Below are 17,504 nucleotides of genomic sequence, written 5' to 3' on the forward strand. Positions count from 1 at the left end.
TTCTGCTTTTCATGACTCACGGCTTCGACTTGAACGACCGACTCGAACAGCGTGACGCACAGAACCTCCGCCGGCATCTGGAAGTCGCCGAGTCCGTCTCGGCTCGGACCCGCTTTGCCGACGACCCGAAAGGCGAACCACCGGAGTTCGGCGACGAAGCCGTCGTCTTCGCCTCGAACAACTACCTCGGGCTGGCCGACGACAGCCGGGTCCAGCGAGCGGCGGAACTGGGCGCACGGACCGTCGGCACCGGCGCGGGGGCTTCGCGGCTGGTCACCGGCGACACGCAGGTCCACCGGGCGCTGGAACGCGACCTCGCAGCCTCGAAAGGGGCCGAGCGAGCGTTGGTGTTCTCGTCAGGCTACGCGGCCAACATCGGGACTATCGACGCGCTGTCACCAGACATTGTCTTTTCAGACGAGCTGAACCACGCCTCGATTATCGACGGCTGTCGCGTCGGAGCCAGCGAGACAGTCGTCTACGACCACTGTGACCCGGACGACTTGCGAGCAAAGATGGACACGCGAGCGGCCGATGTCGGCGGAGACGAACAGTGGCTCGTCGTCACAGACTCCGTGTTCTCGATGGACGGAGACATCGCGCCGCTATCGGCCATCTGTGACGCCGTCGACGAGTACGGCGCGTGGTTGATGATCGACGAGGCGCACGCGACCGGGCTGTTCGGCGACACCGGCGGCGGTGTCGTCCAGCGCGAGGGGCTGAGCGACCGCGTCGATGTGCAGTTGGGTACGCTCTCGAAGGCATTGGCGAGCCAGGGCGGCTATATCGCTGGCGACGAGGTGCTTATCGAGTATCTGCTGAACGCCGCGCGGTCGTTCGTCTTCTCGACGGGGCTATCCCCACCGAACGCCGCGGCGGCCCGCGAAGCGCTGCGAATCGCTCGCGAGACCGACCGCGCGGCGGAACTCTGGGACACTGTGGCCACGCTCCGGGACGGACTGGAGACGATGGGCTACGAGGTGCTCGGCGAGACGCATATCCTCCCAGTCGTCGTCGGTGACCGCGGGGACGCGCTGGAACTGGCCGACAGACTCCGCGACCACGGTATCGTCGCGCCTGCGATCCGACCGCCGACAGTGCCCGAGGGCACCTCTCGTATCCGGGTCGCGCCGATGGCGACACACACCGCCGACGACATCGCGCAGTGTCTCGACGCCTTCCGAACCGCCGGTACAGAGGTGGGCGTGCTATGAGCGATACGAGCGAGGATTCGGGCCTTGACCGCGGGACTGGCCGCATCGCGGAGGACGGCGTGTTTGTCGTCGGCACCGACACCGGCGTCGGCAAGACGGTCGTGACTGCCGGGCTGACGGGCTGGCTACGGGACGCGGGTACGGAGGCAGTCGCCGTCAAGCCCTGCCAGACCGGATATCCGCCGGACGACGACGCGGCGTTCGTCGAGTCCGTCTGCGGTGCGACCGAGGCCGCGGTCTGTCTGAAGCGGTTGTCGCCACCGCTGGCACCGGAAGTGGCCGCAAGAGAAGCAGATGACGATGTCACGCTTTCTTACGAGTCGATCCGCGACGGAGTCGCCGATGTCGTGGCAGGAAGCGAGACGGCTGTCGTCGAGGGTATCGGTGGCCTGCGCGTCCCACTCGCGGACGGTCGGGAGATCATCGACCTCGTTTCGGATATCGGGCTTCCCGCGCTGGTCGTCGCCCGCTCGGGCCTCGGGACGCTCAATCACACGGCGTTGACGGTCCGAGCGCTCCGCCAGAGAGATGTGCCAGTCGTCGGTGTCGTTCTCAACGAGTACGAAGGCGCGACGACCGCAGAGCGGACGAATCCGTCGGTCATCGAACGGATGACCGGGTGCTCCGTCTGGCCCGTTCCGCCGCTGGACGTCGAGTCGTCAGACAGCGTGATTTCGGGGATCAGCACAGATCTCCCGCGGTCGGTGGTACGGCCAGCTATCGACCAGTAGCTGTCCATACGTGGCCGAGCAAAGGGGATAGAACGGGGGCAAAACCCCGTCGTGTGACACTACGGAGCCGGTAAGGCTCCATCTGATACTTGACTACCAACCACTAAAATAGTAAGGCACGTTTCATGTGGAGGTTTCGCCCTAGCGCGGGGCCATGTTCCGTTAGGAACGGACTAACGCCCAGCCGAAACGACGGTACTACAGATCGATTGACAGCAGCGCCTCGATATCGACACCGTCGTCCAGTAGCGACTGCATACGGTCGACTGTTGCCTCGTTGCGTGTCTGGCCGGTCCGGAGCACCTCCTCGACCCTGTCTATCGTCGTCCGCGTGTCCGATTGGACTGACAGCACTGGGACGTTTTTCTCGGCCGCCTGTCCGATGACCGCACTGGGGGGCTGGAACCCACCCGTGAGGAGTAGCGCCTTGATACCGGACGCTTCGAGAGCAGCGGTCTGGACCTCCGAGCGGTCGCCGCCGGTGACGACGACGGCATCGCGCGTCCGCCGGAAGCGTTCGAGTGCGCTGCTCCCGCTCATCGCGCCGACGCTGAACCGCTCGACGTGGACGTCAGTGTTGGCATCGCCAGTGAGGATGTCCGCGCCGAGGTTCCGGGCGAGGTCGGCAACGGTGACGCCGGCGAGCGAGCGGTCACGCGGCAGAATGCCGTGGACTGGAATCCCCTCGCCTTCGAGGAACGGAACCACGTCGTCGGCGAGTTCGTCCACCGTCGCGTCGGTGACGCCGTTGAACAGGACGCCGTCGAGTCGATCACCGATCGCCCGGGCCGCGGACAAAATCTCGTCCGTATCACTGGGCGTATCGTAGCCGGTGACTAACAGCACGCGGGCGTCGAGCAGTTCCGCGATATCGATGTCTGTGAGGTCGACGATACTGCCGGTCGTCAGGTCGCTACTCCCCTCGACGAGGAGCAGGTCGGTCCCGTCAGAACACGTCTCGATGCCCTCTTGCAGTCGCTTGCGGAGGTCATCCGGGTCCTCACGCCCGCGGATGGCTTCCTGGATGAACGTCGGCGAGTAGACGATGGGTTCCATGTCGTGGAGGTCGGTCTCCAGATCGAGCAGTTCGCGGGCGAGCATCGGGTCCTCGTCTCGCGTCTTGCCGACCGCGCTCCGCAGGCGCGTCCCCTTGGGCTTCATGTAGCCGACGTCGTAGCCCGCGTCGTGGGCACGCGTCGCTAGCGCGAGCGTGATAGCCGTCTTGCCGATACCTTCCTCCAGTGACGTGACGAGTAGCGTGTTCGTGTCGGTCATAGTTTCTCCTGATCGAGGGTGAGTCGCAGGTCGACCGCCTGCACCCCGTCGGGCGTCGCGACGAGGGGGTTGATGTCCAGTTCGACGATAGCGGGGAAGTCAGTGACGAGCTGCGAGAGCCGCTGGATGGTTTCGACCAGCGTCGCTTCGTCGACGGGGTCGCGGCCTCTCGCACCGCGCAACAGCGGTGCGGAGTCGATGTCGTCGAGCATCCCTTTCGCCTCGGTCTCGCTGACGGGGGCGACACTGACAGTGTTGTCTTCGAGCACCTCGACGAAAATCCCGCCGAGGCCGAACAACAGCAGCGGCCCGAACTGCGGGTCGCGGTTCATCCCGAGGATCGTCTCGACGCCGTTGTCGAGGTCGACCATCTCCTGTACCTGAACGCCGAGAATTGTCGCATCCTCCTGGTAGTTGCGCGCTCTGACGACGAGGTCCTCGTAGGTGTCCCGGACGTCTTCGACGGGGACACCGACCTCGACACCGCCGATGTCTGACTTGTGCAGGATGTCCGGGCTGACGATTTTCATCACCACGTCGTCGCCGATTTCCTCGGCGATAGCCTCCGCTTCGACGGGCGAGGAGACGACATCGCCCTGCGGTGTCGGAATCCCGTACGCGTCGAGCAGTTCCATCGCTTCCACGCCGAGCCGGTTCGACCCGCGCCGGGCACCGGATTCGAGTATCTCGCGGGCCCGCTCGCGGTCCACGTCGAACGTCGTCGGCTCCTCGTACTCGGTCGTCCTGATCTCCCGATAGCGTCTGAGAGCGTCCAGACTCCCGACGGCGCGGGCCGGATCGAAGTAGTTCGGCACGCCGGCTTCGCTCAGGACGTTCGCACCGGCGTCGACGGACTTCCCACCCATCAGCGTCGCCGCGACGGGTTTTTCGAACCGCTCTTGCTGTTCGACGACGCGTTCCGAGAGTTCCTCGAAGGAAAGCACTGCGGTCGGACAGGCGACGACGACGGCCATCGAAACGTTGTCGTCCGCAAGGACTGTTTCGAGGGCTGTCTCGAAGCGCTCGGCGGGAGCATCGCCGATAATGTCGACCGGGTTGTAGATGTTGGCCTCATCAGGCATCTCTTCGCGGAGTCGGGAGAACGTCTCGTCGCCGAACTGCGCGAGTTGCAGGTCCGAGTCGCCGACGGCGTCGGTCGTCATCACGCCGGGGCCGCCGGCGTTCGTGACGATAGCGATTTCGTCTCCGTCCGGGAGCGGCTGGCCGGCGAGAATCTGGGCGTAGTCGAACAGTTCCTGTACGGATTCGACGCGGAGCGTTCCGGCCTTGTCGAGGCCGGCCTCGTAGGCCCGCTCCGAACCGGCCATCGCACCGGTGTGGGAGGCCGCCGCGCTCGCACCCGCGTCCGTGCGGCCGGACTTGACAAGCACAATCGGCGTCTCCTGTGTCACCTCACGAGCCGTCTGTACGAACGAGGACCCATCATTGATGTCCTCAAGATAGCCCAGAATGACATCAGTATCAGGGTCGTCACCCCACTCAGCGACGAAATCGCTCTCGTCTAGCACCGCTTTGTTCCCGAGTGAGACGATGTCTTTGAAGCCGACATCGCGCTCGGCGGCCCAGTCCAGCACGGCGGTGATGAACGCGCCCGACTGGCTCATAAAGGAGATGTCGCCATCGCTGGCCATCTCATTGCCGAAGGTGGCATTGAGCCCAACAGGGGTCGACATTACGCCGAGGCTGTTCGGGCCGACCAGATTCAGGTCGTATTTGCGGGCCGCCTCGCGGAGCCGCTGCTCGCGTTCGGCCCCATCACTGCCGGTCTCACCGAAGCCAGCGGTGATGACGACCACGTTTTCGATACCCGCTTCCCCGGCGTTCTCGATAACGTCGACCGCCACCGTCGGCGGCACGACGACGACAGCCACGTCGACCGACCCGGGGTCTTCCAGGCCGGCGAGGTTGTCGTAACACGGCAATCCAAGCACTGTCTCTTTGTTCGGGTTTACGGCCACGACCTCCCCTGCAAACGAATCGAGCAGGTTCGTGGTGACCGCGTGACCGACGGACCCCTCCGAATCGGTCGCCCCGACCACTGCGACACGTTCCGGCGCAAACAACGTCGATAATCGTCCCATGCCTCTACCTGGTGGTTACAGGGGGGCCCGAATATAGGTGTGGGGAACTCCCAGCGAGCGGGAATCTAGACGATTCATTACCGCGATTTCGGTGTGACGGTGTTTTTGTTCGTCACCCCCGTAGCGGCGTCCGATGACTGACGCAGCGCTCTTAGCACCGTTCGACGACGAAGTGGTCCGTGGAGTCGCAAGAGCAAACAGCGTCGACGAGGAACAGTTGCGAACCGCGCTCGCTGACCACCAGCAAACGATGCGTGACAATCCCGGTGTCGAGGACCTCGTTTACGAGTGGCGAAAGCGATTCGACGACGCAGTGCTACGTCGCACGCCCGAGACGTTCTTTATGGCGGTCAGAGAAACTGTCTGGGAAGAGTACGGCGCACATCTCGGTCTGGACGACTACCTCCTCGCCGCAGTCGTCGCGGTCCATCAGGAGCAAGTCCTCCGTGAAACAGCGGTCGACAGCAGCGGTATCGACGAGGACGCCGTTGCACTCGTCGTTTCCCGGCCGTTGTCGGAGTAGTCCTATCCCTTTTGTTTCAAGCGCAGAGTGCTGACTCGAGCGAGGGTTGGTATCAGCGGATAATATTTCTGTTCAGGTAACCAGCCATTCTATCTTAGAACATATTTTTTGGGTTCCCGAAAACATATTTTCACAAAACAATCTTTAAGTGGCTTCCCCCTGTACAATAAGATGACTATGGCAACACAAGAGCATGTCCGACGCGAGTTCGGGAACGTCGAAGAGAACGAACTCCGCCTCGACAAGGAGAAGTCCGAGCAAGTAATCAACGCGCTGAATCAGGACTTGGCGGACACGTACACGCTGTACCATCAGGTCAAGAAGCACCACTGGAACGTTGAGGGCGCGGAGTTCCGCGACCTCCACCTGTTCCTCGGCGACGCCGCCGGCAACGCCGAAGAGGCAGCCGACGAACTCGCGGAGCGGGCCCAGGCCCTGGGCGGCACACCCGTCGCCGGCGGCAAGGCACAGGAAGAGCACGCATCGGTAGAACCGGAAGGGCAGGACGTGTACGACATCCGGACGTCGCTCGAAAACGACCTCGAGATGTACGGCGACATCATCGAGTCGCTCCGTGATCACATCGACCTCGCGGAGAACCTCGGTGACCACGCGACGGCGCAGATCCTCCGGGAAATCATCGTGCAGACCGAGGAAGACGCACACCACATCGAGCACTACCTCGAAGACGACACGCTCGTCTTGGACTAACGTCGGCCCACCGCCTTCTGCCGAATTTTCTGTTACTGGTAGCGTCGCTACCCAGTTCAGATCGTGGAGAGACCCGCCTGTGAAGAAAGTAACTCAGGAGTCAGAGGAAAGAGAAACGCGGCGCGGACGAACGGACTACCGTCGAAGGTCGACGGTGACGTCGGTCGAAATCCAACCGTCTCGGTTCCCGTCTTCGGTAAACACGGTTCTGTCAGCACCGCTGTCCAGTGCTGCAACGTCCGGGCGGTCCTCGGAGGTCTCGACATCGTCCGTCTGTGATGGCATTACCTGAGTTAGGCACCCCTAAAGCTAAAAGGATTTTGGTTGGCCTAATCATCTGTGGCTGCCAGCCCCCACACCGGGGGCAGAGACGACACGAAACCGGCCGGCCACACGGCGCGGCCTTTAGTACCCGAGGCGACAAGAGAGAGGTATGAGCTCGGACGACGACCTTTCCGCCCTGATTACGGACCTCGTTACGACGCTGCAGGAGCTAGAGACGGAGGTCGAGCCTACGACCGACAGCGGCCTGCCGCGGCCGCCGACACCGAGCGAACTCCTCCGGTTCACCAGCGACGTGACCATTCCTGCGGTCATTCTGGTGTTGAAGACCAACATCGAGGCGCTGAAGATACTCCGTCGAGCCCTCCGAATGGCCGAAGGGCGGCCGACATCGACCGGGTCCGCCTCGGATGAGGTGCGACAGCGTGCGAGTGATCTGAGTCGGGCCACGCTCTCTCGCCTCGACGGTGCGTTGACCGACCTCCAGCAGGCTGTCGAAGGGACACCGGAAGATGAAGAGGCCCGCGAGCTTATTCAGGAAGCCCAACAATTGCGTGGCCAGATCCAGGATAGATTAGCCAATGAACCAGGGGTGAGCGAGGAGGTCGACTCCGACCAGGTTACTGACGTCCCAGTGGACGTAGACGCCGAACTACGGTCGATAAAGGACGATATCGAAGGTCCAGACAGGGACGACACCGGTCCCGAAGACGGAGAGGGGAGCGACGAGGAGTAAAGAACTTCAGCGTAGTGTGAGAGTTTCACTCCTGGAAACATAATGATTTATTATGTCACAGAGCTAGGTACGAATACCGATGTCCAGCTCTACTGCTCCGGGCAGTCGTCGGGCGACCCTGTTCGTCCGGTCTGACCTCCCAGCGCTGTCACAGAAACGCTGTACCGCTATCGAACGTGAGCTACAGGAGCTGGTGTGCCGTGGCGTACTCGACGACGTCGACACAGTCGAGTGGGAGAAGCGCGTGCCGCTGCAGGGCTCCGGTAACGGACCTGAGCGGGACCTGTACAACGAGTTTGCGGAGTGGGCCCGCGAGGCTGGTGTCTGCCTCGCGCCGTTTTTCGACACCCGGCTCCGTTACAGTTCGACGACGGGCGAGAAGCGCCGCGAACTCGTCATGCCGGCCGTCTGCCTCGCAGTCTACGAGAGCGGTGACCTCGTACAGGTTGCCCCCTTCGCCGACAGAGGCCGAACTGAGTCCGTCGAAGAGTGTATCGCCGAGCTGGCTGAGACGGGGGCCCTTCCCGACACCTATTCGACAACGGTTTCGACCGTATAGCGCACTCACGTTCTGTTCGCGGCTTCTACGTCGTCTTCGGCGGCGCCGACGGGTACAGCATGCTCAGCGACGCAACTGTCCTCGTCTCGTCGAACGAGGACGCACTCCTCTCCGACCTCGTCAGCAACACTATCGAGGAACAGGGGACGATTTCGCCGACGACAGACGGTCGGATTATCCGACAGGGTGAGGAGAGCTGATCAGACCGGGTCCCAGCGGTAGCCGTCCCAGTCCTGACTCTCGGGCACTTTGATGCCCGCGTCGGGGTCGCGGAGTTCCTCGACGTAGACGGGTTCGACCGTGTCACCTGTTTCGACCTCGTCCGTGGTCACCTGCCCGAGCGCGCGGACGAACTCGTCGCTCGCATCGGAGACGTCCGTTATGTCGAACTCAACGATAGCCAGCGTGTTTGGCTCGCGGACGCCCGGCGGCGTCGCCGTCGAGTGGGTCCAAGTGACCACTTCGCCGGTCCGGTCCGCGAGGTCGAACGTCGCGTCCTGTGGTTCGCCACACTCCGGACACAGCGGATGGGTGGGGTACGAGACGTGACCGTTTGCGCACATGCCTGCTTCCAGCGTCATTCTGCGGCCTCCATGATGGTGGTGATGACACAGTTGCCAAAGCCGCCGACGTTACACGCCAGTGCGGTGTCGGCGTCGACCTGTCGCGGCCCGGCCTCGCCGACGAGCTGTTCGTAGATTTCGACGCCCTGCGCGACACCGCTTGCCCCCAGCGGATGGCCCTTGGACTTGAGCCCCCCGGAGGTGTTGATCGGCAGGTCGCCGTCCTTTGCAGTGGCACCGTCCATCGCCAGCTCCCAGGCCGTCCCTTGCTCGGCGACGCCGATACCCTCTAGCTGGAGGAACTCCAGAATGGTGAACATGTCGTGTAGTTCCGCCACATCGAGGTCCTCGGGACCGAGGCCGGCCATCTCGTAGGCCTCCTTGCTCGACTCGACGACCCCGCCCATGACCGTCGGGTCGTCGCGCTCGTGGACGACGTGGGTGTCGGTCGCCCCGCCGATGCCGGAGACGAGGGCGTACTCGTCGGTTATCTCTTTGGCGCGCTCCTCTGTGGTGAACATGAGCGCGGCGCTGCCGTCCGTGATCGGACAGAAGTCATACAGACGCAGCGGGTCCGCGATGATGGGTGACTCGAGCGCTTTCTCCATCGTGATCTCCGTCTGGAACTGCGCCTTGGGGTTGTCCACGCCGTTTCGATGGTTCTTGACCGCGACCCGGGCGAGCGACTCCCGAGGGGCGTCGAACCGCTCCAGATAGTGCCGGGCGGTCATCCCGGCAAAGGACGGGAGCGTCACGCCGTGCTTGTACTCGTCGGGGTGGGTAATCGAGGCGATGATGTCGGTCGCCTGGCCCGTCGTCTTGTGAGTCATTTTCTCCCCGCCGACTAACAGCGTCATATCGCTGGCCCCGCTGGCGACGGACTGCCAGGCCTCGTAGATGCCTGCTCCGCCCGAGGAAGAGGTCTGGTCGACCCGTTCGCTGTAGGCCGGAAGCACTCCCAGGTCGTGGGCCAGCAGATTCATGATTCCCGTCTGCCCTTCGAACTCGCCACTGGCCATGTTCGAGACGTACAGGTGCTCTACGTCGTCGGGCGCAACGCCGGCGTCCGTGAGGCATTCCTCGCCCGCCTGCGAGAGCAACTCGCGGATCCAGGCGTCGCGTTGCCCGAATTTCGTCATTGACGCGCCGATTACTGCGACTCCCATACCTGTGCCGTCACAGGGGTCTCGTGTATGTATTACGGTCCGACCTATAGATCGAGTGGAATGTTCACGCAGTCGTCGTGACGACCGACAGCCCTTCGGCGGGTTGGTCACCGGCCAGTGAGACGAGCAGGCGCCAGCCGTCCGGGGTTCGCTCGGCTTCGGCCATCTGTGGCGTGATACTCGTCCGGCGCAGCAGTTCGACGGCAATCGGCAACACTGGGCAGCGGAGGTCCGACAGCGTCGGGCGATAGTTCTGTAATGTAATATATCTGGAACAGCGGCCGGGACCGACCGCGGCGGGTTCGATTGCTGTCTCGTCGACCAGCCCCGCTGTTTCGAGGTCGGCGACGGCGTCCCGGACCGGCTCAGGCCCGCTTGGCTTCCTCGGTAACTGGCCGGCGGCTTCGCGGAGGGTGTCCGCCTGTACTTCCGGGTCGAGATTGTCGGCGATCGCCGTGGCCATACTTTCGAGCATCGCCAGACAGAGGCGCTCGCGGTTCTCCGTCTCCTCGGCCGCTTCGAGGTAGCTGTCGATGACTGCCTGCTCGACGGAGCGATGACGCCCCGACAGCACCTCGAACAGCGACCCGGCGACCGTGTGACAGTACTCCGGGAGCGATGACGGGCCAGTCCTGACGGCGTCGGTCCCCCACGGCGCTTCACAGACGATGAGGCCGTGGACGGTGACACGGGGGTCGTAGCGGCGGAGGGCACTCCGGTAGGCGGTCGCGACGCTGGCCGCTTCGGCAGCCGTCTCGCGGTCCGGGAACTGCATTCCCGACACCGGGAACGGCGGCGTTCCTGTCCGGGCGCTGACGACGCGATACGGCCCGACAGCCACGCTGAGTTCCGAGAGCCTGTCACGGATGTCCGCGAGTGTTCGTCCGACCATGGTGCCCTACAGCTCTCCGGCGACGATATCGGCGACACGCTGACGGTCGAACAGGTTCCGGTCCACGTCGTACACCTGCGACGCGGCCCGTTCCGTGAGGACCAGGTTCGTTATCGGCCCCTGGTACAGCGGGCCACCGCGATACACGTTCCCGTTCTGTACCGCCGTCAGTTCGCTTCCGCTCTGGTCCGATTTGAGGAAGCTGACGACCGTGTCCTCGAACTCCGAGCGCGTTTTGTTCTCCTGTCCGCGCAGGAGCAGGTACTCCGGATCGATGTCGAGCAGGGTCTCGAAGTCGACCTTGCTGCGGTCTGCGTGGAAGTCCCTGACATCGGTCTTCGCGAAGGCATCGCGTACCCCGAGGTCTCGCCACTGTTTGAAGCTGGTCCCGTCCTCGATGAGGTACGGTGAGAAGCTGGTGGGCTCGTCGCTGCCGGCCCATACGATAGCTACCTCGGGCCGTTCGGACTCCGAGTCCGGCACGAGGTCTTCCAGGCTCGTCTGGAATTCTTCGTGGAGAGTCCGGAACGCCTCGAACCGGTCGGTCCGCTGGAACGCCTGGGACAGTTTCTCGAAAGCTTCGTACAGCGTGTAGTAGGTGTAGTCGTGCCACTCGTAGCCGGTCGAGAAGATGCTGTTCCCGAAGAAGGGACCGACCTGGGTTTCGATTTCGTCGATATCCGACTGTTCCCAGGACCCGCGGCTCTGCAGGAAGTTCGGGTCCATGACGTGGATGTCGGCGTCTATCTCGTAGAACTGCTCTTTCCCGACACCGCTGTCCCCCCACAGCTTCTGGATCGAACTCCCGTCAACGCTGACGCCCGGGATCTCGTCGTAGTACTGAGTGTGGTATCGGGAGGGGAGCCAGACGCCCTCTGGTGCGTCGAGGCCGAGCGCGATCCCCATGTCGGCCCAGCTCCCGTTGTTCGCGACCCAGCCCTCCGGAACTGCCTCGAACGTGACCTCGCCCACCGGTTCCATCGCGACGGAGTAGCCCGACTCCGTCGGTTCCGTGGTCGCTGTCGCGGTCGTCGTACCGGAATCCGTCGCGTCATCAGTCGCGCCGTCACCACCGCTCCCGGCCTCGGACTGACCCGAGCAGCCGGCGACGGCACCTGCCAGCCCGACACCGGTCGCAACGATGTACTCTCGTCGGTTCATATCTTTTTAGGCTTGCCTAAATGGTTTAAATCTTCCCATATTTAGGTAGCCCAAAAACACCATGAATCGACAAACAGCACCATAGCCCCCGACAGTGAGAATCCACACAAAGTATATCCGTGTGTGCTAACCACACACGAAATATGCAGGAGGCCTGGCTCCAACTACAATGTCCGGCGTGTTCAGTTGCCTGGGAAGAGCAAGTGTCCGACCTCCCGGCCCCGGAGACACAGTTCGTCTGTGACGACTGCGGGGCCGAACGGGCGCTGTCGGAGTTCATGCGGACCACCCGCGACCTCGAAGTGCTGCAGGAGTTTACGGACTCTTAGTACCGCGCTCGCGCCGCCGCCTTCCACTCCTCGCCCCGCTTGACGTCGTTCGGGGGGCGGCGCTTGCCCACGCTCGCCAGCCGTCCGGCCAGCGTCCACTCGTCCACGTACTCGACGGCCGAGCGCTGCGATGACGCTTTAGCAGCGCGCCGGCAGTCGGTCAGGTGAGCGCTGATCGCAGCGGCGATAGCCGCTGCTTCTGCCTGTGACGCGTCCGCCGGTATCGACAGCGACAGGTCCTCGGGGTCCTCGATATCGGTAAGCGGCGGCGTCTCCGCGTCCGACTGTGGTGTGTTGCGAGTCGCCATATTACAGCGGGATATTGCCGTGGTCTTTCGGCGGCGTGTCCTCGCGCTTGCGCTGCAGGAGGTCGAGGTCCTGAATGAGGCGCTTGCGCGTCTCTTTCGGTTCGATGACGTCGTCGAGGTAGCCCCGTTTCGCCGGCCCGTACGGATTGGCGAACTCGTCGCGGAACTCGTCCATCAGTTCCTGGCGCTTGGCGTCCGGGTCGTCGGCGTCTGCGATTTCGTTCCGGTAGAGGATGTTGACCGCGCCCCGTGGACCGAGGACCGCCATCTCCGACCCCGGCCAGGCGTAGTTCACGTCGCTGCCGAGGAACTTCGAGGACATGACGATGTACGCACCGCCGTAGGCCTTCCGCACGACGACCGACAGCAGGGGCACCGTCGCCTCTGCGTAGGCGTAGATTAGCTTCGCGCCCCGCCGGATGATGCCGTTGTGCTCCTGGTCGGTGCCGGGCATGAACCCGGGCACGTCGACGAGCGTGAGGATGGGGATATTAAACGAGTCACAGAAGCGGACGAAACGGGCCGCTTTCTCCGCCGCGTCGATGTCGAGTGTCCCCGCGCTCACGCGTGGCTGATTGGCGACGACGCCGACCGACTGGCCGTCCATCCGCGAGAAGCCCACGACGACGTTGCGCGCCCAGTTGCCGTGAACCTCGAAGAAGGAGTCCTCGTCGACGATGGCGTCGATGACTTTCGTCATGTCGTAGGGCTTGCGCGGGGCCGACGGGACGATATCAGTCACGCCGGGAATTTCCCGGTCGGGGTCGTCCCACGGCTTGACCCGCGGCGGGTCCTCCATGTTGTTCGCCGGCAGGTACGACAGGAGGCGGCGGATGTTTTCGAGCGCTTCCTCCTCTGACGGGTACGAGAAGTGAGCGACGCCGGACTTGGTAGAGTGAGAGCCCGCACCGCCGAGTTCCTCCTTCGACACCTGTTCGCCGGTCACCGTCTCGATGACGTCCGGCCCGGTGATGAACATGTGGCTGGTGTCCTGCACCATGAAGGTAAAGTCAGTCAGTGCCGGACTGTAGGTGGCTCCACCGGCACACGGCCCCATGATGGCTGAAATCTGCGGGATGAGCCCACTAGCCTTGGTGTTACGCTCGAAAATCTTGGCGAAACCCACCAGCGAGTCGACACCTTCCTGAATGCGCGCGCCGCCGGAGTCGTTGAGGCCGATGACCGGGACGCCGTTTTCGATGGCCCGGTCCATCACCTTACAGATCTTGTCGGCGACGACCTCGCCGACCGAGCCGCCGAGGACGGTGAAGTCGTGGGCGAACAGGAACACCTTCCGACCGTCGACCTCGCCGTAGCCGGTGACGACCGCGTCGCCGGCGAAGCGCTTCTCCTCCATGCCGAAGTTCGTCGACCGGTGCTCGACGAACGGATCGACCTCGTTGAACGTGCCGTCGTCGACGAGGAAATCGATACGCTCGCGGGCGGTCATCTTGCCCTTCTCGTGCTGGGATTCGATACGGGCTTCACCGCCCCCGAGTTCGGCTTCGGCCCGTTTCTGTCGCAACTCTTCGACCGCGTCGTCAGGCGCCCCAGTCTCGTCGTCTGGTTCTTCCTGTTGACTCATCCTACCACTCCATCCCGCCGTTAACACCAAGTACCTGTCCTGTCATATAGCTCGATTCCTCGCTGGCGACGAACCTCACGATGCCGGCGATGTCTTCGACGCGTGCGAACCGGTCGAGCGGAATCTCCCGCAGAATCTTCTCCTGCACGCGTTCGGGCACCTCCTCTAGCATATCGGTCTTGACAAAGCCCGGCGCGACGCAGTTCGCGGTCGAGCCCGTGTGTGCCAGTTCGAGCGCAAGCGTCCGTGTAAATCCGAACAACCCGGATTTCGTCGTCGCATAGTTGGCCTGCCCGATGTTGCCCTGCTGGCCGACGACGCTAGAGATATTTATCAGTCGGCCGTGCTCGGCGTCGCGGATGTCGTCGTAGAACGCCTTCGTCCCGTTGAACACGCCGCCCAGGTTGACGTCGATAACCGTCTCCCAGTCTTCACGGGTCATGTTCTCGAATTTCTTGTCGATGGTGATACCAGCGTTGTTGACGAGCACGTCCGTGGGACCGAACTCGTCGGCCACCCTCTCACGCATCGCCCGGACTTCATCGAGTTTCGCCACGTCGGCCTGCGCCGCGATAGCATTGCCACCGCTTTCGCGGATATCCTCGACGACGGCACGGGCTTCCGCTTCCGAGGACCGGTAATTTACGACGACGTTGGCCCCGTGAGCACCGAGGTCTTTGGCGATTCCGCGGCCGATACCGCGCGAGGACCCGGTGACGACACAGGTCTGATTATCCAGGTTCATTTGTGGTTGATCGGAGCCCTGTTGCTTCGTACGCTCATCACCTAATCTGGCAAAGCACAGCCAGATAATAGTTCTCCTAATACAACATTAAACGTCAGATTTAGAATATAATGATGTTCCGGTTTCGGGACACATGATGTCTGGAAAACAGATCTACGAGGGCAGCAAAGTGAGAACGCCAAATCTTTTAGGATGGCCTAAAGAGGTAGGGCCAGTACATGACAGCCGACATCTGCGTGATGGTGCCGACGATTCGAAACCACGAATGCATGCGTTCGTACTTCCAGAACGCCCGGAACCACGGGTTCGACCTGGACCGACTGTTCGTCGTGCTCATCACCGAGGACTTCTGTGACACCGACGCGATGGAACAGATGCTCGACGAAGAAGGCGTCGACGGGGCCGTCTACGACGGGACTGCTCGCGAAACCTGGTTTGAGAACCACGGCGCGAGCGAGTATTCGCACCTTATCCCCGAAGCGAGCCACGCGCAGACGTCGTTTGGCCTCCTCTACATGTGGGCCAACGACTACGAGTACGGTGTGTTTATCGACGATGACACGCTGCCACACGAGGACGCAGACTTCTTCGGGACCCACATGTCGAACCTGTCCTTCGAGGGCGAGATAGAGACGGTCAGCTCCGACGAGCAGTGGGTCAACGTGCTCTACCAGAACGAGGACGAGCACGGTCTCTACCCGCGCGGCTACCCCTACGCCGCGATGGACGAGGAAGTTTCGACGGAAGCGACGCAGGTCGACGATGTGGTCGCCTCTCAAGGCCTCTGGACGAACGTACCGGACCTCGACGCCGTTCGTATCCTGATGGACGGCGACCTCCAGGGACAGGCCCAGACCCGGACGAGCGAGGCGGACTTCGGCGAGGACTTCGTCGCCGCCAAGGGCCAGTACCTCACCGTCTGCTCGATGAACCTCGCGTTCCGCCGGGAAGTGATTCCGGCGTTCTACCAGCTCCCGATGGACGACAACGAGTGGGACGTGGGCCGCTTCGACGACATCTGGTCGGGCGTGTTCCTCAAGCGGGCCTGTGACGTGCTCGGCAAGCAGATCTACAACGGCGACCCCCTCTGTGAGCACAACAAAGCGCCCCGCTCGACGTTCTCGGACCTGACCAACGAGGTCCACGGGCTCGAACTCAACGAGCACGTCTGGGAGATCGTTGACGAGGCCGGCGCGGACGCCGACTCCTACGCCGAAGTGTTCGACGCAATCGGGACAGCGATGGCCGACGGCGATTTCAGCGACTGGGAAAACGGTGCCTTCCTTAACTACTGCGGGGAGTTCATGCTCGACTGGCTGGAATGTCTCGACGAACTGGACGCCGCCGCGACGGAACAGGTCCCCGCGACCGCCGACGACTAGAAAGGCCTAAGTTGTTTAGGCAACCCTAAATCAAACAATGAGTGATTCTAACGATCTGACTGGACGTAACGCGACGCAGTCTCGACGGCGCTTCCTCGCTCTCGGCGGCGCGACTGCCGCAACAGCGCTTGCCGGCTGTTCCGGCATTCTCGGTGGTGGCGATGGCGGTGAGGGTGGAAGTGACGGTGGAACTGATACCGGCGCCGGGCAGATTTCCCTTTCGGACTTCCGTGGGTCCGGCCCACTGGTGGAACAGCGGGACGCTCCCGGCGGCACCTCCATCGAGGAGTTGCCGGACCTCAGCGGCGAACTGACGCTGTATCTCGGCGGTGGCGAGGGTGGACTGTATCTCGACCTCATCAACCTGCTCGAACAGCTGTATCCGGACTTCACGGCGAACCACCGGCTCGAAGCCTCCAGCGACCTCGCGAACACGATTATCGAGGAAAACGAGGCCGGCGCGAGTCCCGCCGACGTGTTCATGTCCATCGACGCCGGTTCGCTCGGTGCCGTGGCCAACGCCGGTGCGACCGCGAGTCTCCCCGAAGAGGCCCTTTCGACGGTCCCCGAAGCCTACCAGGACAGCGAGGGCCGCTGGGTTGGCATCGCCGGTCGCGCCCGGGCGATCCCGTACAACACGAACCAGATCTCCGAATCCGACATCCCATCGACAGTTCAGGAGTTCCCCGAGACAGCTGCGCTGGAAAACAGCATGGGCTGGGCACCGAGCTACGGCGCGTTCCAGTCCTTTGTCACCGCGATGCGGCTCATCCGCGGCGACGACGAGACGATGTCGTGGCTTCAGGCGATGCAGGACCACGGTATCACTACCTACGACGACGAGTTCCGCGTTTCCAACGCCTGCGCCGACGGTGAACTCACCGCCGGCTTCGCCAACCACTACTACACGCTTCGGGTCCAGTCCGCCCGCGACGACTCGCCCATCGGCCTCGCGTTCACCGAGGGCGACGCCGGCGCGCTCGTCAACGTCTCGGGGCTGGAAATCATCGACGGAACCGACAACGCGGACCTGGCGTCGAACTTCGTCCGGCACGTTCTCTCGGCGGAGGCCCAGGAGTTCTTCGCCACCCGGACGTTCGCGTATCCGATGATTCCGGGCGTCGCACCGGTCGGCGACCTGCCGCGCATCGACGACCTGAACCCACCGGACATCAACCTGACCGAACTGGCCGACGTGGCCGGAACCGTGGACTTACTTCGGGACGCTGGCGTCCTCTAA

20 protein-coding genes are annotated in these 17,504 nt (G+C 63.1%); 10 read left to right on the forward strand and 10 right to left on the reverse strand.

Annotation, left to right across the window (positions count from 1 at the left end; genetic code table 11):
• Positions 1–11 precede the first annotated feature (11 nt).
• Positions 12–1,214 (forward strand): aminotransferase class I/II-fold pyridoxal phosphate-dependent enzyme, encoded by a 1,203-nt coding sequence (locus HAH_RS07405; RefSeq protein WP_014040353.1) that lies wholly within the window; start codon positions 12–14, stop codon positions 1,212–1,214.
• Positions 1,211–1,945, forward strand: coding sequence for a dethiobiotin synthase (gene bioD / locus HAH_RS07410; RefSeq protein WP_014040354.1), 735 nt, complete (start codon positions 1,211–1,213; stop codon positions 1,943–1,945). Before HAH_RS07405 ends, bioD begins: the two co-directional genes overlap by 4 nt.
• A gap of 198 nt (positions 1,946–2,143) precedes the next feature.
• Here bioD and HAH_RS07415 read toward each other — a convergent pair whose 3' ends face one another.
• Positions 2,144–3,220, reverse strand: coding sequence for a phosphotransacetylase family protein (locus HAH_RS07415; RefSeq protein ID WP_014040355.1), 1,077 nt, complete (start codon positions 3,218–3,220; stop codon positions 2,144–2,146).
• Positions 3,217–5,322 carry an acetate--CoA ligase alpha subunit gene (gene acs, locus HAH_RS07420; RefSeq protein WP_014040356.1) on the reverse strand — a complete coding sequence of 702 codons (2,106 nt, stop codon included), beginning with the start codon at positions 5,320–5,322 and terminating at the stop codon, positions 3,217–3,219. The genes HAH_RS07415 and acs overlap by 4 nt, the downstream gene beginning before the upstream one ends.
• A 133-nt stretch (positions 5,323–5,455) precedes the next feature.
• On the opposite strand from acs, the gene HAH_RS07425 reads away from it, so the two are divergent.
• Complete coding sequence (locus HAH_RS07425; protein ID WP_014040357.1) at positions 5,456–5,845, forward strand: hypothetical protein; 390 nt, start codon at positions 5,456–5,458, stop codon at positions 5,843–5,845.
• A 177-nt stretch (positions 5,846–6,022) separates the two neighbouring features.
• Positions 6,023–6,556, forward strand: coding sequence for a DNA starvation/stationary phase protection protein DpsA (gene dpsA, locus HAH_RS07430; RefSeq protein WP_014040358.1), 534 nt, complete (start codon positions 6,023–6,025; stop codon positions 6,554–6,556).
• Positions 6,557–6,691: 135 nt separating this feature from the next.
• Here dpsA and HAH_RS19915 read toward each other — a convergent pair whose 3' ends face one another.
• The gene (locus tag HAH_RS19915; RefSeq protein WP_004961340.1) at positions 6,692–6,841 is read right to left on the reverse strand and encodes a hypothetical protein; all 150 of its coding nucleotides are present in this window, start codon (positions 6,839–6,841) and stop codon (positions 6,692–6,694) included.
• A gap of 148 nt (positions 6,842–6,989) precedes the next feature.
• On the opposite strand from HAH_RS19915, the gene HAH_RS07435 reads away from it, so the two are divergent.
• The 3 genes from HAH_RS07435 (at position 6,990) to HAH_RS19470 (ending at position 8,333) form a co-directional block, all read left to right on the forward strand.
• The gene (locus HAH_RS07435; RefSeq protein ID WP_014040359.1) at positions 6,990–7,574 is read left to right on the forward strand and encodes a DUF7547 family protein; all 585 of its coding nucleotides are present in this window, start codon (positions 6,990–6,992) and stop codon (positions 7,572–7,574) included.
• A gap of 79 nt (positions 7,575–7,653) precedes the next feature.
• A complete protein-coding gene (locus HAH_RS07440; RefSeq protein ID WP_014040360.1) occupies positions 7,654–8,133 on the forward strand; it encodes an HTH domain-containing protein in 480 nt (159 codons plus the stop codon).
• 59 nt (positions 8,134–8,192) lie between these two features.
• Positions 8,193–8,333: a hypothetical protein gene (locus tag HAH_RS19470; protein ID WP_014040361.1), complete on the forward strand. Its 141-nt coding sequence runs from the start codon at positions 8,193–8,195 to the stop codon at positions 8,331–8,333.
• On the opposite strand, the gene HAH_RS07445 is transcribed toward HAH_RS19470, so the two are convergent.
• From HAH_RS07445 to HAH_RS07460, 4 genes are all read right to left on the reverse strand, one after another.
• Positions 8,334–8,714 carry a Zn-ribbon domain-containing OB-fold protein gene (locus tag HAH_RS07445; protein WP_023843261.1) on the reverse strand — a complete coding sequence of 127 codons (381 nt, stop codon included), beginning with the start codon at positions 8,712–8,714 and terminating at the stop codon, positions 8,334–8,336.
• Complete coding sequence (locus tag HAH_RS07450; protein ID WP_014040363.1) at positions 8,711–9,862, reverse strand: thiolase family protein; 1,152 nt, start codon at positions 9,860–9,862, stop codon at positions 8,711–8,713. Before HAH_RS07450 ends, HAH_RS07445 begins: the two co-directional genes overlap by 4 nt.
• Before the next feature lie 64 nt (positions 9,863–9,926).
• Positions 9,927–10,754, reverse strand: coding sequence for a DUF7551 domain-containing protein (locus HAH_RS07455; protein WP_014040364.1), 828 nt, complete (start codon positions 10,752–10,754; stop codon positions 9,927–9,929).
• Between the two features lie 6 nt (positions 10,755–10,760).
• A complete protein-coding gene (locus HAH_RS07460; RefSeq protein WP_014040365.1) occupies positions 10,761–11,915 on the reverse strand; it encodes an ABC transporter substrate-binding protein in 1,155 nt (384 codons plus the stop codon).
• 143 nt (positions 11,916–12,058) lie between these two features.
• On the opposite strand from HAH_RS07460, the gene HAH_RS07465 reads away from it, so the two are divergent.
• Positions 12,059–12,244, forward strand: a complete 186-nt coding sequence (locus tag HAH_RS07465; protein ID WP_008309156.1) for a DUF7836 family putative zinc-binding protein — start codon at positions 12,059–12,061, stop codon at positions 12,242–12,244.
• Here the strand turns inward: HAH_RS07465 and HAH_RS07470 are convergent.
• From HAH_RS07470 to HAH_RS07480, 3 genes are read right to left on the reverse strand one after another with little or no spacing between them, the layout of a single operon-like run.
• Positions 12,241–12,552 carry a hypothetical protein gene (locus HAH_RS07470; protein WP_014040366.1) on the reverse strand — a complete coding sequence of 104 codons (312 nt, stop codon included), beginning with the start codon at positions 12,550–12,552 and terminating at the stop codon, positions 12,241–12,243. The two genes, HAH_RS07465 and HAH_RS07470, sit on opposite strands and share 4 nt — an antisense overlap.
• A gap of 1 nt (position 12,553) precedes the next feature.
• Positions 12,554–14,137, reverse strand: coding sequence for an acyl-CoA carboxylase subunit beta (locus HAH_RS07475; protein ID WP_004961318.1), 1,584 nt, complete (start codon positions 14,135–14,137; stop codon positions 12,554–12,556).
• Position 14,138: 1 nt separating this feature from the next.
• On the reverse strand, positions 14,139–14,882 hold the full coding sequence (locus HAH_RS07480) for a beta-ketoacyl-ACP reductase (RefSeq protein ID WP_014040367.1): 744 nt from the start codon (positions 14,880–14,882) through the stop codon (positions 14,139–14,141).
• 218 nt (positions 14,883–15,100) lie between these two features.
• On the opposite strand from HAH_RS07480, the gene HAH_RS07485 reads away from it, so the two are divergent.
• Complete coding sequence (locus tag HAH_RS07485) at positions 15,101–16,264, forward strand: hypothetical protein (protein ID WP_014040368.1); 1,164 nt, start codon at positions 15,101–15,103, stop codon at positions 16,262–16,264.
• A gap of 37 nt (positions 16,265–16,301) precedes the next feature.
• The gene (locus HAH_RS07490) at positions 16,302–17,504 is read left to right on the forward strand and encodes an extracellular solute-binding protein (RefSeq protein WP_014040369.1); all 1,203 of its coding nucleotides are present in this window, start codon (positions 16,302–16,304) and stop codon (positions 17,502–17,504) included.

This window comes from Haloarcula hispanica ATCC 33960, from assembly GCF_000223905.1.
Classification (GTDB): domain Archaea; phylum Halobacteriota; class Halobacteria; order Halobacteriales; family Haloarculaceae; genus Haloarcula; species Haloarcula hispanica.

Bases quoted from the DNA above. Each gene is read 5' to 3' on its own strand.
- HAH_RS07405 (WP_014040353.1), top strand. From the start codon at position 12: ATGACTCACGGCTTCGACTTGAACGACCGACTCGAACAGCGTGACGCA.
- bioD (WP_014040354.1), top strand. From the start codon at position 1,211: ATGAGCGATACGAGCGAGGATTCGGGCCTTGACCGCGGGACTGGCCGC.
- HAH_RS07415 (WP_014040355.1), bottom strand. From the start codon at position 3,220: ATGACCGACACGAACACGCTACTCGTCACGTCACTGGAGGAAGGTATC.
- acs (WP_014040356.1), bottom strand. From the start codon at position 5,322: ATGGGACGATTATCGACGTTGTTTGCGCCGGAACGTGTCGCAGTGGTC.
- HAH_RS07425 (WP_014040357.1), top strand. From the start codon at position 5,456: ATGACTGACGCAGCGCTCTTAGCACCGTTCGACGACGAAGTGGTCCGT.
- dpsA (WP_014040358.1), top strand. From the start codon at position 6,023: ATGGCAACACAAGAGCATGTCCGACGCGAGTTCGGGAACGTCGAAGAG.
- HAH_RS19915 (WP_004961340.1), bottom strand. From the start codon at position 6,841: ATGCCATCACAGACGGACGATGTCGAGACCTCCGAGGACCGCCCGGAC.
- HAH_RS07435 (WP_014040359.1), top strand. From the start codon at position 6,990: ATGAGCTCGGACGACGACCTTTCCGCCCTGATTACGGACCTCGTTACG.
- HAH_RS07440 (WP_014040360.1), top strand. From the start codon at position 7,654: ATGTCCAGCTCTACTGCTCCGGGCAGTCGTCGGGCGACCCTGTTCGTC.
- HAH_RS19470 (WP_014040361.1), top strand. From the start codon at position 8,193: ATGCTCAGCGACGCAACTGTCCTCGTCTCGTCGAACGAGGACGCACTC.
- HAH_RS07445 (WP_023843261.1), bottom strand. From the start codon at position 8,714: ATGACGCTGGAAGCAGGCATGTGCGCAAACGGTCACGTCTCGTACCCC.
- HAH_RS07450 (WP_014040363.1), bottom strand. From the start codon at position 9,862: ATGGGAGTCGCAGTAATCGGCGCGTCAATGACGAAATTCGGGCAACGC.
- HAH_RS07455 (WP_014040364.1), bottom strand. From the start codon at position 10,754: ATGGTCGGACGAACACTCGCGGACATCCGTGACAGGCTCTCGGAACTC.
- HAH_RS07460 (WP_014040365.1), bottom strand. From the start codon at position 11,915: ATGAACCGACGAGAGTACATCGTTGCGACCGGTGTCGGGCTGGCAGGT.
- HAH_RS07465 (WP_008309156.1), top strand. From the start codon at position 12,059: ATGCAGGAGGCCTGGCTCCAACTACAATGTCCGGCGTGTTCAGTTGCC.
- HAH_RS07470 (WP_014040366.1), bottom strand. From the start codon at position 12,552: ATGGCGACTCGCAACACACCACAGTCGGACGCGGAGACGCCGCCGCTT.
- HAH_RS07475 (WP_004961318.1), bottom strand. From the start codon at position 14,137: ATGAGTCAACAGGAAGAACCAGACGACGAGACTGGGGCGCCTGACGAC.
- HAH_RS07480 (WP_014040367.1), bottom strand. From the start codon at position 14,882: ATGAACCTGGATAATCAGACCTGTGTCGTCACCGGGTCCTCGCGCGGT.
- HAH_RS07485 (WP_014040368.1), top strand. From the start codon at position 15,101: ATGACAGCCGACATCTGCGTGATGGTGCCGACGATTCGAAACCACGAA.
- HAH_RS07490 (WP_014040369.1), top strand. From the start codon at position 16,302: ATGAGTGATTCTAACGATCTGACTGGACGTAACGCGACGCAGTCTCGA.